This is a genomic window from Methylobacterium sp. CM6257 (assembly GCF_054611515.1).
In genome coordinates this window covers 3,671,072-3,685,795 of record NZ_CM137735.1, presented here as the reverse complement: position 1 = coordinate 3,685,795, position 14,724 = coordinate 3,671,072, and the positions used below count along the sequence as shown (strand labels likewise).

Sequence of the window (14,724 nt, the reverse complement as noted above, 5' to 3'; positions counted from 1 at the left end):
CCTCAGAGATCAAGTACTAGGGACCCAGATTTTGCTCTTGAGACGCATGTCGCTATCAAGCGTCCCTCCGCCTTCTCTGCGTCAGAGAGAACATGATCTCGATGGTCAGGTTCGCCGTCTATTACGGGCAGGAGGCAGACGCCGCATGCCCCGCCGCGACAGAGGCAGGGCGCCTCAATGCCGGCACTCTCGAGAGCTTCAAGTATGCTCTGCGTCTCGCTGACGTGGATCGTCTTCTGGGATTGGCTCAGCCGGACGGTGAAAGGCTCTCCTCCGGCGGCGGCCCCGAAACTCTCCTGATGGATCGCGTTGTCCGGCCAGCCAAGCTGGCGCGCCGTTCGGGTCGCAGCATTCATCAGTCCCTCGGGGCCGCAGGTGTAAACGTGCGTTCCGAGTGGCTGGAAGGAGAGAATTTCCTCAAGCGAGGGTCGCGCGTGCGAGCCGTGCACTCGGACTTGGCGGTCGTCACCAAGGAGGCTTCTGAAAGCGTCAACCTCGTCTGCGGAGCAGAACTGGTGGAGCTCGAACGTCGCCGAACGGGCCTTGAGCACAGGCAGATAAGACAGGAACGGCGTCAGGCCGATGCCACCGCCAATCAGAATATGTTTGCGGGCCAGCGAGGCGATCGGAAACAAGCTTGCGGGAGCGCTAATTTCGACCTTCTCCCCGCCTTGAATAATATCATGCAAGAAGTGCGAGCCGCCGCGAGATTCCTGCGCCCGGCGGACGATGATCGCGTATTGGTCGCGATAATCGGGCGGCGTCACGAGCGAGTAGGCGTTCTTCCAAACGCGATCGCGGCCTTTAAGGGTGATCAGAATATGCGCGCCGGGTGCCGCTGTGGGGAATTCACGGCCGTTCTCCGGTGCGAACCGGAACCGCTTGAGCGTTGGGCTAATGCGCTCAACACCAACCACACGCGCCGACAGATTGCCTTCGAGGATCATAGATAGGCCTGTTCTGCGGAAGGAACATCGCCGGGAACTTCTGCGTCGACTTTCACGCCCATGAAGGCTGACAGCCGACGCGAGAAATGATCACGCACGAACAGATTGGCGCCGCAGCCGTTGCAGCGGACGATTGTCGTGGTCACGCGTTCGTTGAAGGTTCGGCAGTGAACACAATGGACTCGACGCGCTTGCGACCCGAAATGGGTCAGAAAGATCTCTCGCTTGCCCATTCCGGCGCGTTGCGCAATCCCATGGACATCCCAAAGAAATCCTTCTTGCCCGGCTGCATACAGCCGCAAACCCATCTGCTCGTGCTCTAAGCGCTGCGCGAGCCGGTCGAGCATCTGTTGGACAGACCGGAAGTTGCGGCCTTTTTCCGTCATAGGCCTTGCGGCAATACCCTCATTTTCCTGGGAGCCAACACTCCAGACCTCCAACCCCTGCGCACCTGCCACGAACGGGTCGGAGAGAAAGGCGGGCGCCTCGGCCACCAGGAGGTGGCGTAGGCCTGTGGGATCAATCGTGAGCCGCTCGTAGATGGGGCGGCTTTTGATGCCCTGATCGATCATGCGTCAGGTCTCCAAAACAGGTTCCCGAAGCCCGAGCAACGCCTGCAGGAGGCGTCTGCAAGGAACCGTCCCGCGGCTCGGCCCGTCAAATGTTGGGGGAGTCGGGTCTTTCCTCGGGAGAAATTTTCATTGGAGTGAGGAACATGCGCAATGGTGACTGTTGGCACCATTCCGCCAAATTGCCTGCGATTCGGCGGCCTAGGTTGAAAATTAATGCAACCTGCCCGCTTCGTAGGCGCCGCGGTGCGTCCACGCCGAAGCCCAGCTGTTCACGGGATTTGCTGCTCGCGACATGCAGCGGTTGAGTGTACCCCGAAACGTCACGATCACAGGGCCACGCGGCGCCTCAACGGTGATTCGCAGTCCGAGCGCGCTGCCATTGGCAATCTGTGGAAGCTAACTGGCGCGGCTGAGCGCGCGGTGGGACGGACGAGTTGGCAAAGCCGCCCAACCCTGCGCAGATCATTGCCAAGCTGCAGCATGTGCAGGCGCTTGATCTGAACGCGGAGCCGCCTGCCGACCGAGTAGCGAGATGCAACCCTCCTGCACGGGCGAGCACGTTTGGCCTGCTGTCCGACGGCGTCTTGGCTAATGCTCAGGTAGCGGCGTGCTCTTCGACAGCTGCCGGTTACGAGCCCTGACGGCGGCCAGTGCCTTCGCGCGCGACGCTCTGACCATCGAGGTCGACCCGAGTATCGATGCGTTCCGAAGTGTTCCCGGCCTATGCCGCGGCAAGCCCCCACTTCGACTCGGAACTTGCCTCGCTCGACCTCGTCCGTTCAACTCAGCAAGCTCTATCGAAGCGTCGTCTCGGGACCTCGGAACGTGGCGCTCCGACAGAAGGATTGATGGCGCGTGAGCGCAATCGGGGGAAAGCTATCAGTTTCCTGGAACAGCCCTGCCTGCACCTTTGCTGCCGAGTGTAGCCCATGAATTCGGCCCAACCCTCAAGCAGCCGTTGGCCGGCAGTGTCGGAGATCGTGACAGGAAGCTGCACGGCTTTGCTGCCCCTATGTTGGGGGTCCGCGGTCTGATTGAGCTGGGCTTATGAGATGAAGGCAACGCTCACGCGCGCGCCCGCGCCTCGTAGCCTGTCTCGGAACAGCGAGAGTGGGTGTCAAGCGGCCAACCGAAGTTGGCGCTGCCTGGACCTAAGAACCGGGCTTCCGCGATGCCGGCTTCGGAGATGCTCTCGAAGCCCGCTGGATGACCGCAATGGGCGCAAAGCCGAAAGTCCGGTTTGAGGAAGTGACGGCCGAAGCCATATCGACGAGGCTGCCACTAACTAGGCGCGCGCAGGAAGGGGGTCCTCCGCCTCCCGGTTGCTTGAGACACCCCGTTAGCGGACGGTCTCCGCGACAGGGGTGAGGACGATGAGCTCGGATACGAAGGCAGATGCAGGCGCAGTCGGTCCTGGTCGCGGCGGGCGCATGTCCCGGCAGCGCAAGCGGGATGCGGTGCTGCGGCTGCTGCGCGGCGAGGACCTGGAGAGCGTCTCGCGCAGCTTAGGCGTGACGGCCGCGACCTTGTCGGGCTGGCGCGACGCCTTCCTGACGGCGGGCGAGGCCAGTCTCTCCACCCGGTCCCTTGATGCGGACGCGCTGGAGAGCGGGCGACTGAAGGCCAAGCTCGGCGAGATGCTGATCGAGCGCGAGTTGCTGGAGGCCAAGATCGCTGCCCTGGAGGCGCGCGGCCCCGGCCCTTTGGCCCGCAGGAGGTCGCGGCTATGAGCCGGGCCGTCTCGCCTGCCAGCGGCAAAGCTTACGGACTGGCCCGGGTGTGCCGGATCTGGCGCGTGTCGCGCGCCACCGTCCACCGGCACCTCTCACCCGCCCGGCCCGAGCCGTCGCGCCGTCCCGGCCCGGTCGGGCCGATGCCGGATGCGGCGCTACTCACGCAGATCCGCGCCACCCTCACGGACAGCCCCTTTCACGGCGAGGGTCACCGCAAGGTCTGGGCGCGGCTGCGCCACAAGGGCGTGCGCACCTCCAAACGCCGCGTGCTGCGCCTGATGCGCGCCCATGATCTGCTCGCCCCCTCTCGCGTCGGCACACCGCGCGGCCCGCGCAACCACGACGGCACCATCGTCCCGGAGAGGGTGGACACGATGTGGGGCACTGATCTGACCACCACCTGGACGGCTGAGGGGCAGGTCGCGGTGTTCGTGGCCGTCGACCACTGCTCGGCCGAATGCGTGGGCCTCCATGCGGCGCGCCGGGCCACGCGCTTTGAGGCGCTGGAGCCGATCCGCCAGGGTGTGCGGCAGCGCTTCGGCGGCTTTACGGCCGAGATCGCCTCCGGCCTGAGTGTCCGGCACGATCACGGCAGCCAGTACATGTCGGACGATTTCCAGGCGGAGCTGGCGTTCCTGGGTATCGCAAGTTCGCCCGCCTTCGTGCGAGCGCCGGAAGGAAATGGCTGCGCCGAGCGCTTCATCCGCACGCTCAAGGAGAACCTGCTGTGGGTGAAGCACTTCGACACGGTCGAGGACCTGCGCCGCGCGCTGCTGGCGTTTCGCGACCTCTACAATAAGACGTGGCTGATCGAGCGGCACGGGTTCCGACCACCAGCCGCCATTCGCACCGCGCAGCTTCCACCCGCGGCCTTGGCCGCATAGGCTTCAGATCGGTGTCTCACAATCCGCGGGCGGTACAGGGGCACGTGATCGTGACGGGTTCGACACGCATCCGATGCTGTCTCCCGAGAACCTTGACCGACTCCCGGGCGCTTTACCTTCGATGCTCACACGCCGCGCGCTGCTCTCCCGCCCTGCCTTGACCGGCGCCCTGGTCACGGCAGGCAGCCTCATCAGCGCAGGATACGCGACGGCGCTTGAGCCGCATCGTGTGCAGGTCACAAGCTATCGCCTGTCGCCCCAAGGCTGGCCGCCTGGCTTTCGCATGCGCATCGCGGTCCTGACCGACTTCCATGCTCATCCGCGCTGTATGGGCGAGGCCGAGATCGCAGCCGTGGTCGCCCGGACCAACGCCCTCGCCCCCGATCTCACGGTGCTCTTGGGCGACTATGGCTCGCAGAGCAGAGGCCCGGTTTCGTTCGAGACGACCGCCAGCATCTTGAGCGACCTCACGGCACCGAAAGGCGTCTACGCGATCCAGGGCAACCATGACTGGGGCGACGATCGCGACGCGCGTCGGCGCGGCCACGGCCCCACGCGCGCCGAGCGAGCGCTGCGGGCGGCTGGCATCCCAATCATCGAGAACGCGGCGGTGCGGCTCAACCTGCCCGTGCCGCTCTGGCTGGCCGGGCTGGAGAGCGAGGAGACGCCGCGTGTGCCGCGCGTGCAGGAGCAGTTCGATCGGTATCGCCTCGGCACCCTCGAGCGAACACTCCGGGCTGTGCCGGCGGGCGAGCCCGTCATACTGCTGGCGCATGAGCCGGACATCTTCGCCCTGGATCTCGATCCGCGGGTCGTCCTGACGTTGTCGGGCCACACGCATGGCGGCCAGATCCGGATCCTGGGCTGGTCGCCCTGGATCCCCTCCCGGTACGGTCTGCGATACGCCTACGGCCATATCGTCGAGCGGGGCCGCAATCTGATTGTGTCGGCCGGCCTGGGGTCCCACTTCGTTGCCGGCCGGCCGCTCCGCCTGGGTGCGCCGCCCGAGATCGTCATCGTCGATCTCGGGCGGGCAGATCCTGCTACAGCATAGGGCTCTGAGCGGCGTCACTCGGCAGCGGCAGGCGGAGCCTTGTTCGGCTTGCGGGCCCGAGCGGGCTTCACGCTCGGCTTGGCCGCAGGCTCGGCAGCCTCCTTCCGGCCGCGGGCTTTCGGCGCTTTGCTGATCGTCTCGGCGACCTCGGCAGCCTTCGGAGCAGCCCGCCTCCCGAGCCCCAGCTTTTGAGCTAGTTCCGAACGCTGAGCCGAGTAGTTGGCGGCAGTCGACGGGTAGTCGCGCGGTAGGCCATAGCGCTCGCGGTACTCCTCGATGGTCATGCCGTGCTTGGTCAGGTGGCGCTTGAGCGCCTTGTACGGCTTGCCGTCGATGAAGCTGATCAGCGCGTCGGGCTTGATCGACCTCCGGATCTGCGCCGCCGTCGGCCTGTCCCGCTCGGGTTCGGCAGAAGCAGGAGCACTGCCGAGCCCGGCGATAGCGACGTGTACGCTGGACAGCAGCGCCGGCATCTCGGCCGGCGGCACCCGATTGTTCGAGACGTAAGCAGACACGATGTCGGTCGTTAACGCGACCAGATCCGGCTGGCCGACACCCTCGTCCCGGATCTCATCCAGGTACTGACCTTCCACTTCCACGTCATACCTCCTGCAGCAGCCAAGCCTGCATAAACGCCCCACGGCCGATTAGTTCATGCGCGTCGGATCACAAAGATTGCTGAGCTCGCCTCACTGAAAAAGGCCGGGATAATCAGAGTCGGAACTTTGAGAGCGCGTACAGAGGTCCGGTTTCGCACTTTAGGCCCGGAGCGCCGCTACGGCCCGAGCTCGCTTGGTCAGAGCAGTCGTGAGTTGTAGGCCCGGCTCATCCGCTGCACGCGGTCAACCAGATGTCGCATCCACGACGGGCCTTCCGGAAGAGCGAGAGGTCGAAACCTCGCTCCACCAAACCGAGCGGAATGGGCCATATTTTGCACGGCAAAGTTGATGAACGGCGGCCGCATCGACACCTAGGTCGCCGTCGGAACAGCAAAGCATTAATGAGATGCTAATCGCGCTGGGCTTGATTTTGCCGGAAACCTCACAACTTAGATGCGTGCCTCGAACGATCCTCGTCAGGCGGCTCACGTCAGGTAGAAGTAAAGTGACAGAAAATACCGTAGGGTATGCTCCCGCTTTCGCAGAGCTGGCCGGCAGCATCGTTGCCGCTTATGTCTCGAACAACTCCGTGCCGGTTGCTGAGCTTCCGAACCTGATCCGGGGTGTGCACGATGCGGTACGTGGGCTGACTTCCGGCAGCGCAGAAGGTGCGACGACTTCGGCCACGGAGGTCGAGAAGCCGAGCGCGGCACAGATCCGCAAATCGGTTCGGGATGACGGGATCGTCAGCTTCATCGACGGTAAGACCTACAAGACGTTGAAGCGGCACCTCACCACTCACGGCCTTGACCCGCGGGCGTATCGCGAGCGATTTGGCCTGCCGGCCGATTACCCGATGGTGGCTCCGAGCTACGCTGCCCAGCGCTCTGCGCTTGCCAAGGCGATCGGCCTCGGCCGCCCGGGAGCGATGGCCGCACAGGCTGAAGAAGAGGTCCAGCCTGTGCGCAAGGGCCGCCGCAAGGCAGCCTGATCAGGTTGCGGAATCCTCTACTCAGAACTACCACGGACATGAACCCCGCTGCCCAACAGGCGCGGGGTTTTTGGTTACCGGCGAAAGATCATCGATCCTGCCGTCCGTATTAAGGTCTCCTCATGGCCGAAATCCGCTCGTCTGCTTCCGGCGACTGAAACGGCGAAGCAGACATACGATGCGGCTCGGCCGGCCGCCTCAAATTGACCCTATGCGTACCTATGAACCACTGCCGGCCAAGGCCAGGATGGGGGAAGCGGCTATTGAGTTCAGCTTCATCCGCTGTCTGCTCATGCTTCTACAGCGGACGCGGAGAAGGGACATTGCCGGTCAGATGCTGCACAAGCTGTTGGGCATGCGCGGGCAGCGCCGGAATGCTGCGGGCACAAAGTGTCAGGTGCCGAAGCGCCCATGCATCGCTGAGCGGAATCGCGCGGATCGTCCCTCGCTCACCTGATCGTTGCGCGGCTGCTTCGGGTACGACCGCAACACCCACGCCGCTCTCGATCATCCGGCAGACTGCCTCGAACCCGCCTACTCGCACCCGGAACTTGATCGTGTGACCAGGCCCTGGCGGCGTGGCTGGCGAGGTGGGCTTGCAGCGCACTGCCATGTCCTAAGCCCACGAAGGGCTCGTCGAGCACCTGTCGGAACGGGATCTCGCTTCGGCCGGCAAGGGCGTGACCGGCTGGTACAACAAGGACAAGCTGATCGGTCCGGAACGGCAGCGTCTCCAATGCGCCGAGATCGACCGTGTCGGCGACGATGCCAAAATCGGCGAGCCCGCCAGCGATGGCGGCGACGATCTCACGGCTCGGCCGCTCCTCCAGATCAACATCGATCTCGGGATGGTCTGCAAGGAAAGAAGCCAAGGCATCCGGCAGGAATTCGGCCACGGCCGCGGTGTTCGCCAACACGCGCACATGGCCGCGCAGGCCTTTGGCATACTGCCCTAACTCGCCGCGCATCTGCTCAAGCTGGCCCAGCACAACGCGGGCATGGTGGGCGACCGCTTGACCGGCCGGCGTCGGCCGCACCCCGCGAGGTCGGCGTTCCAGCAAGGGCACGCCTCCGGCCATTTCCATGCCGCGAATACGCTCACTCGCGGAGCCGAGTGCCATCCCGGCTCGCTCGGCCCCATGTGTGATGCTCTCCGCCTCGACGACATGCAGGAGCAGACGCAGGTCGGTCAGATCGAAGCGCATCCTCGATTGTCCAACCTCGGCGTCGGAAGGACAAGTGCCTTCGGATCAGCCGAAGGCTGACGGCACTCACTTCCGCATTGTTGTGCGTCAAGCCTGCTCGCAAAGTGCGGTGATGACACGAGGCACGCGAGCCATGAACATCGACTGGAAGGGCTTTCCTGAAGCCGTCGCCCTCGCACTCGCGGGATTGACCGCCCTCGCGGTTGCCGCCCCCCTCGACACCAACGCGCGTGCGTGCATGAGCGCCCCTGTCCGCGCTGCCGAGCACCGGATGGATCCCGTGGCTCCCATGAGCATCGAGGACGCTGCGCTGCGGGACATGCTGCTGCACGACTGATCCTGTCGGCACCCGCTCCTCATTCCTCCTAAACACACGACCGGCCATGCCCTTCGCCTTGGAACCGCTCCCGCTGGCTATCGCGGCCCTGACCTTCCTGCTCGCCGGCTTCGTCAAGGGCGTGATCGGGCTTGGCTTGCCGACCGTCGCAATGGGGCTACTCAGCACCGTGGTGGCACCGGTACAGGCTGCCTCGCTGCTGATCGTGCCCTCGTTCGTCACCAACGTCTGGCAGCTTGCGAGTGGGCCGCGCTTCGGCGCGTTGGCGCGTCGGCTCTGGCCCATGATGGCCGGTGTTGTCGTAGGCACGCTGGCCGGCAGCGGCTTCATGCAGGGTGATCATGCCGGCCAAGCCGCCATTGGTCTCGGCGTGGCGCTGATGGCTTACGCCGTGCTCGGCCTCACCGCCGTGCGCTTTTCAGTTCCACCGCGCACCGAGCAGTGGCTGGGTCCGGTGATCGGCACTATGACGGGGCTGGTGACAGCCGCCACCGGCGTGTTCGTGATCCCAGCGGTGCCCTACATCGGAGCGCTCGGCCTACGGAAAGACGACCTGATCCAGGCGCTCGGGCTGTCGTTCACGGTGTCCACTGTGGCGCTCGCCGCCGCTCTGGCGGGAGGCGGCTCGCTCGAGGCCGGCACGGCCGGCGCTTCGGCGCTCGCACTCGCACCGGCGCTGGTCGGTATGTTCGTGGGCGGATGGGTGCGGGGCCGGGTCAGTGAGAAGGTGTTCCGGCGGTGCTTCTTCCTGGGTCTGCTGGCTCTCGGTGCTCATCTCGCTTCTCGGGCCCTGATCTAAGCACAAGCCCGGACGCACGAGGACGAATTCGAGCGTCCGCTCTGGCAGCCTGAGCGGTCATTCCGCGTTTCCGGTGGGGAGGGCTGCTCAGGCCGACACCGGACGGTCAGCCTTCCGCAGCTGAATCCCTGCTACCAAGCGCCGAGCCAGATTCCGCTATTCTCGCGAGCGGACGGCGGGAGCTGGCCGAAAGCGGCTCGTCTACTTCCTTCTGAGCAACACAGCCCCGTCAGCACGGCCCATCGTCACCGCTGCGTCGCGCAGTTCCTTCTCGGCAAGCGCAGGAGCGCGGCGCCGACGAGCTCGGGCCGCTTTGCATGCAGCAGGCTCAGGCGATCTCGTAGACCGTGACGCCTTCACCGACGCCGCGCAGGCTGCGCCGCTCGGAATGAACCCGCCGCGTCGACAGCAGTCCGGCTGACCCAGCATGACGCACGACCGGCTCGGTGGCAAACACCGCCTCGGATCCGGCCAATTCCTGCACCCGCGCGGCGATGTTGACCGTCTGCCCGAAATAGTCCTGCCGATCGTTGGAATTGACCGCGAGACACGGGCCCTCATGGATGCCGATCTTGAGGATCAGCTCGTCCGCGCCGCGCTCTGCGTTGAACTGGCCCATCGCCTCGCGCATGGCGAGCGCGGCGGCGAGCGCGCAGTCCGGCGTTGGGAAGGTTGCCATCACCGCGTCGCCGATCGTCTTGACCACGGCGCCGGACCGCGCAGCGACAATCTCATTGAGTATGCGGAAATGTGCCCGTACGAGGTCGTAGGCGACGAGGTCGCCGACCCGCTCATAGAGAGCGGTGGAGCCCTTGAGGTCGGTGAACAGGAAGGTGAGGTTCGTCACCTTCAGGCGCTGGTCGATCTCCAGCGTGTCGGTGCGATAGAGGTCGCGGAACGTCTGGTTGCTCAGGAGGCGCTTGGCGCTGAGGAACGGCCGTCGCCCGCCGATCAGCGCCTGGAGTGCCTCGCCGGCCGAGAACACACCGGGCAGGACGCGCGCGGCCGTACGGTTATCCAGCGTGAGTCGCACCGGGCCGGGCCGAAGCGCGCTGCCCGTCGCGCAGCCGCGCCGGTCGCTGAAGACCAAGGTCAGCTCTTGGCGCTCGTCCGTAGGCTCGCCTTGGAGCCCGATGGTGTGCGTGGCGTGTGTCACCGGATCAAGCACGATCGCTGGCTCAGACAGCCGCAATGCTAGAATGATGCGCTCGCCCGCCTCCAACTCCGCCGACTCGATGAGGGCGCGGTCGGCGAGACCTGCGAAGGCTGCAGCGTCGGGGAAGTCTACGGCCGAGCCGAAGAACACCTGCCGGTGGTAGTCCCAGAAAGCCAGCCCGTCGGGGTCGTGGGCGGCGATGCGGCGTATCCGTGGACTGACGCGGAAGCTCACCTCGACGGTATCGTCCAGCGTCGGCTCGGCGTCGAGCGCGCAGAACGCGCAGTGGTAGGCATCCTGCCGCACTTCCTTCAGCGTGGCGTTGGCGTCGAGGATGCCGCCGCAGCTCGGGCAGACGACGTTCCAGATCATCTCGAACAGGCCGAGGCGCGCGGCATGCAAAAGTGCGCCGATCACCGCGTCCTCGAGCAGCCCGTGCTCGGCGGCGAAGGCGAGCGCGTTGACGGCGGCGAGCTCCGCGTCGCTTCCGGTCTGGATCAGGCGCGCGACTGCGGCGGCCGCCACCGGCTCGGCTGAGCGGGCGAGGCCATCGATGAGGGCATCCTTGTCCTGCATGGTCAAAGCCTAAGGACAGATCGCGGACCTGCGCATCCGAACCGGTGGGCAGGAGAGGTCCTACTTGGTCAGGTGCCGGCCGGTAGGACAGGTGCAATGGTTCCTTTCGGCATCGTAGACGAAGTCCTAGCCCGTGGGGAGGTCGCGCTTTGCATCGCCGGAGGTCTGGATCTCAGGCACGCACGGCGGCTCGCCGATGCCCAGACAGGCCACATCTGCTTACCGGTGAAGTAGCCTCGGTTGGCCAGCACTGTCAGCGTGGCACATTCGAGATCTACCCCACCAGATCGGCGCGTTTTCACGCTGCCTGCACCCAGCCAAGCCGTTCATCGTGGCCGCTGTGCGCTAGGAGCCGGCATTCAGGCCGCGCGGCCGCAAAAGACAGGTCTCGATCTTACTCAGGTCTTCAGGCGGTCCGCTTCTGGGCGCCTTAATACCGGAACCTGACTGATTGTGGCCGAAGAACGAACCCGCTGCGCGGGAGGGCGCGGGTGGTGAGGTCGCGGTCGCGTCCGGACCGTCGCGCGTCGTTTGAGGCCCGTCGGCGGCGGGCCGAGCATCTCGGTGCCCGCATCGGGCTGACCGCCGTCCTCCACACCTGGGGTTCGGCGCTGACCCACCATCCGCACGTCCACATGATCGTGCCCGGCGGCGGCCTCTCGCGCGACGGTAACCGCTGGATCTCGGCCCGGCTTCCTGCTGCCGGTGCGCGTCCTCGCCAAGCTGTTCCGCCGCCTGTTCCTGGCCGGGCTCATCGCCCTGCACGCTGCCGGACGGCTCGCCGTCTTCGGCAGCCTGGCACCCCTGGCCGAGCGCCGCGCCTTCCTGCGCCACCTCGCTGGCCGATCACGCAGGCCGGCTCACGCGGCGTAGCGGTCGAGCGCCAGATCGTCGCTCGCGATCTCCGGGGCCCGGCCGGACACGAGGTCGGCGAGCAGGCGGCCCGAGCCGCAGGCCATCGTCCAGCCCAGCGTGCCGTGACCGGTGTTGGTGAACAGGTTCGCGACCCGCGTGCCCCCGACGATCGGCGTGCCGTCCGGCGTCATCGGTCGAAGGCCGGTCCAGAATGAGGCCCGGCCGAGGTCGCCGCCCGCGGGGAACAGGTCTCGCACCGAGCGCGCGAGGGTCTCGCGGCGCGGCAGGCGCAGGGCGCTGCTGAAGCCGGCGAGTTCGGCGGTGCCGCCCACGCGGATGCGGTCGCCGAGCCGGGTGATCGCGACCTTGTAGGTCTCGTCCATGACCGTCGAGACCGGCGCGGCGTCTGCATCGGTAATCGGCAGCGTCAGGGAATAGCCCTTCACCGGGTAGACTGGCAGGGCGATCCCGAGGGGGCGCAGCAGGGCCGGCGTGTAGCTGCCGAGCGCGGCGACGTAGGCATCCGCCCGCAGGAGCCAGCCGTCGGCGGTCTCAACTGCCGTCACCCGGTCACCGGCATGATGCAGGCGCGCGATCGCCGTCCCGTAGCGGAAGGTCACGCCGAGGTCCTCGCACAGGGCGGCGAGGCGCTGCGTGAACAGGTGGGCGTCGCCGGTCTCGTCGCCAGGCAGCCGGAGGCCGCCGACGAAGACGCCCTGCACGGCGGCGAGCGCCGGCTCGGCGGCGATGCAGCCGGCCGGATCCAGGACCGCGTAGGGCACGCCGTAGGCGTCGAGGACGCGGGTGTCGTCGCCGACATGGTCGAGCTGCTTCTGCGTCCGGAAGAGCTGTAGCGTGCCCTTCTCCCGGTGGTCGTAGGCGATGCCCGTCTCGGTGCGCAGGTCGCGCAGCACGTCGCGGCTGTACTCGGCGAGCCGGACCATGCGGCCCTTATTCCGCCGGTAGGCCTCCTCGGTGCAGTTGGCGAGCATCCGCGTGAGCCAGCCGTAGAGGCGGGGCTCCAGCCGCGGCCACAGCACCAGGGGCCGGTGCCGCATCATCAGCCATTTGAGCGCCTTCACGGGGATCCCGGGCGCCGCCCAGGGGGCCGAGTAGCCGGGCGAGACCTGCCCGGCATTGGCGAAGCTGGTCTCCAGGCCGGAGCCGGGCTGGCGCTCCAGCACCGTGACCTGATGGCCGGCCCGGGCGAGGTAGTAGGCCGAGGTGATGCCGACGACGCCGGCGCCGAGGATGATGACGTGCATGGCGGGCCTCAGGCTCCGAGATAGACGCGGTGGAAGCGGTGGCCGAGGTTGGTCAGGACCTCGTAGCCGATTGTGCCGGCCGCAGCGGCGACGGTATCGACGTCGCGCTCCGGCCTGATGATGTCGACGAGCGCCCCCGGCCCGAGGGTGCCGGGCGCCACGTCGGTGACGTCGAGGACGAGGCTGTCCATCGAGACGCGCCCGACCACGGGCAGGCGGGCGCCGCCGAACCAGGCCTCACCGCCCGTCGTGCTTCGGAAGAACCCGTCCGCATACCCGATCGCGACCGTCGCGAGGCGGCTGTCGCGGCCGAGGGCGGCCGCGTGCCCGTAGCCGACCGGCGTTCCCGCCGTGACACTGCGCGTCTGCATCACCTGGGCCCGCAAACCGATCACGGGCCGCATCGGGTTGGGCGCCGCCCTCTGCGGGGCGATCCCGTAGAGGGCGGCGCCCGGGCGCACCATGTCGAACCGGAAGTCCGGCCCGAGGAAGAGGCCGGACGAGGCCGAGAGGCTCGCGGGTACTGCCGGCAGGCGCTGCCGGACGGTCCGGAAGACGGCGCGCTGGGCGGCGTTGACCGGGCTGTCGGGCTCGCCCGAGCAGGCGAGATGGCTCATCACCAGCCGTAGATCGAGGCCCACGAAGGCGTCCGGCCGGTCGAGGAGCGCGTGCGCCTCGTCCGGCGCGAAGCCGAAGCGGGCCATGCCGGTATCGATCTGGAGGATCGCGGGCAGGCGCCACGCGAGATTCCGCGCGAGAGCCTGCCAGCCGTCGAGCTGGGATTGGTCGTTGAGGACGGGAACGAGATCGTGGGCCGCGCAGGTCGCCTCGTTGCCCGGGGAGGCGCCATTGAGCACGGCGATCACGGCGCCGGGTCCGAGGATCGACCGGAGGGCGACGCCCTCGCCAACCTGGGCGACAAAGAAGTGCCGGCGGCGGCCAGGACCGGCGCCACCCGGTCGGCGCCGAGCCCGTAGGCATCCGCCTTGACGACGGCCGCGCAGGTGGCCGTGCCGGCCCGCGCGGCGAGGGCGCGGTAGTTCTCCGCGATGGCCGCAAGATCGATCGTGAGGAGTGCGGAGGCCGTGCCCGCCGGGCCCGCATCGTGCCTGAGATCGCGATCGATCATGCCCATGGCGACACTCGGAACGGTGCTCGGATGCGTTGCCATTAGGTTACACGAAGGATCGTCGAACGAGTGTGCGCGCTGTCGAATACGTTTGCGGCTTGATCCTCCTTATGAAAGATTCTGCGGCCAGTTCGAATGTTCTGCGAGTGCCGCGCGTGGACGAGATCGACCGCCGCATCATCCAGGCCCTGCGCGGCGACGGCCGGATCAGCAACGCGGACCTCGCCGTCGCGGTGGGCCTGTCCGCCTCCGCCTGCCATCGCCGCGTGCGGCTGCTGGAGGAATCCGGGATCATCCGGGGCTACACGGCGCTGATCGGCGGCGCGGCCGACGGGCCGGGCCTCGTGGTCCTCACCCAGTTCACCCTGGACCGCCAGACCGAGGATTATCTGAACCGGTTCGAGGCGGCCGTCCGGCGCTGCCCCGAGGTGCAGGATTGCTATCTGATGACCGGGACGGCCGACTACCTCGTGAAGCTCAAGGTCATCGACGCGGCCGATTACGAGCGGCTGCACAAGGATGTCCTGTCGCGCCTGCCGGGAGTCGCCCGGCTGCAATCGAGCTTCGCCATCCGGACCGTCGTGGCGGCGGGCCGGCCGCTCTGACGGCCGGCGCGGATTCG

General features: G+C 66.8%; 11 protein-coding genes and 3 pseudogenes. 7 read left to right on the top strand and 7 right to left on the bottom strand.

Translation table 11 applies throughout. The features are described 5' to 3' along the window. Positions 1-2 precede the first annotated feature (2 nt). Both ACYCO6_RS18100 and ACYCO6_RS18095 read right to left on the bottom strand, forming a co-directional pair. Positions 3-947: a PDR/VanB family oxidoreductase gene (locus ACYCO6_RS18100; RefSeq protein ID WP_459761875.1), complete on the bottom strand. Its 945-nt coding sequence runs from the start codon at positions 945-947 to the stop codon at positions 3-5. Next, a complete protein-coding gene (locus tag ACYCO6_RS18095) occupies positions 944-1,519 on the bottom strand; it encodes a dimethylamine monooxygenase subunit DmmA family protein (RefSeq protein ID WP_459761873.1) in 576 nt (191 codons plus the stop codon). The genes ACYCO6_RS18100 and ACYCO6_RS18095 overlap by 4 nt, the downstream gene beginning before the upstream one ends. Before the next feature lie 1,373 nt (positions 1,520-2,892). Between ACYCO6_RS18095 and ACYCO6_RS18090 the strand changes: the two genes are divergently transcribed. Both ACYCO6_RS18090 and ACYCO6_RS18085 read left to right on the top strand, forming a co-directional pair. Beyond that, a protein-coding gene (locus tag ACYCO6_RS18090; protein WP_459761871.1) for an IS3 family transposase occupies positions 2,893-4,136 on the top strand; the annotation gives its coding sequence in 2 pieces (ribosomal slippage) (positions 2,893-3,217 and positions 3,217-4,136; 1,245 coding nt in all). A 283-nt stretch (positions 4,137-4,419) separates the two neighbouring features. Then, positions 4,420-5,190, top strand: coding sequence for a metallophosphoesterase (locus ACYCO6_RS18085; RefSeq protein WP_459761869.1), 771 nt, complete (start codon positions 4,420-4,422; stop codon positions 5,188-5,190). 14 nt (positions 5,191-5,204) lie between these two features. On the opposite strand, the gene ACYCO6_RS18080 is transcribed toward ACYCO6_RS18085, so the two are convergent. Beyond that, a complete protein-coding gene (locus ACYCO6_RS18080) occupies positions 5,205-5,783 on the bottom strand; it encodes a Ros/MucR family transcriptional regulator (RefSeq protein ID WP_459773612.1) in 579 nt (192 codons plus the stop codon). A 511-nt stretch (positions 5,784-6,294) separates the two neighbouring features. Here ACYCO6_RS18080 and ACYCO6_RS18075 point away from each other — a divergent pair. Next, a complete protein-coding gene (locus ACYCO6_RS18075; RefSeq protein WP_459773610.1) occupies positions 6,295-6,780 on the top strand; it encodes a Ros/MucR family transcriptional regulator in 486 nt (161 codons plus the stop codon). Positions 6,781-7,078: 298 nt separating this feature from the next. Here the strand turns inward: ACYCO6_RS18075 and ACYCO6_RS18070 are convergent. After that, positions 7,079-7,985, bottom strand: a pseudogene (locus ACYCO6_RS18070) (LysR substrate-binding domain-containing protein). Positions 7,986-8,118: 133 nt separating this feature from the next. Here ACYCO6_RS18070 and ACYCO6_RS18065 point away from each other — a divergent pair. Together ACYCO6_RS18065 and ACYCO6_RS18060 are read left to right on the top strand one after the other, a co-directional pair. Further along, positions 8,119-8,322: a hypothetical protein gene (locus ACYCO6_RS18065; RefSeq protein WP_459761867.1), complete on the top strand. Its 204-nt coding sequence runs from the start codon at positions 8,119-8,121 to the stop codon at positions 8,320-8,322. 46 nt (positions 8,323-8,368) lie between these two features. After that, complete coding sequence (locus ACYCO6_RS18060) at positions 8,369-9,121, top strand: sulfite exporter TauE/SafE family protein (RefSeq protein WP_459761865.1); 753 nt, start codon at positions 8,369-8,371, stop codon at positions 9,119-9,121. Between the two features lie 328 nt (positions 9,122-9,449). On the opposite strand, the gene ACYCO6_RS18055 is transcribed toward ACYCO6_RS18060, so the two are convergent. Next, positions 9,450-10,853, bottom strand: a complete 1,404-nt coding sequence (locus ACYCO6_RS18055; RefSeq protein ID WP_459761863.1) for a DUF5939 domain-containing protein — start codon at positions 10,851-10,853, stop codon at positions 9,450-9,452. A 554-nt stretch (positions 10,854-11,407) separates the two neighbouring features. Between ACYCO6_RS18055 and ACYCO6_RS18050 the strand changes: the two are divergent. After that, positions 11,408-11,693 (top strand): annotated as a pseudogene (locus tag ACYCO6_RS18050) (transposase); the annotation flags it as partial. 20 nt (positions 11,694-11,713) lie between these two features. Here the strand turns inward: ACYCO6_RS18050 and ACYCO6_RS18045 are convergent. Continuing rightward, complete coding sequence (locus ACYCO6_RS18045) at positions 11,714-12,973, bottom strand: D-amino acid dehydrogenase (protein ID WP_459761861.1); 1,260 nt, start codon at positions 12,971-12,973, stop codon at positions 11,714-11,716. A gap of 8 nt (positions 12,974-12,981) precedes the next feature. Beyond that, a pseudogene (gene alr, locus ACYCO6_RS18040) lies at positions 12,982-14,108 on the bottom strand (alanine racemase). 104 nt (positions 14,109-14,212) lie between these two features. On the opposite strand from alr, the gene ACYCO6_RS18035 reads away from it, so the two are divergent. Further along, complete coding sequence (locus ACYCO6_RS18035) at positions 14,213-14,707, top strand: Lrp/AsnC family transcriptional regulator (RefSeq protein WP_459761859.1); 495 nt, start codon at positions 14,213-14,215, stop codon at positions 14,705-14,707. Positions 14,708-14,724 lie beyond the last annotated feature (17 nt).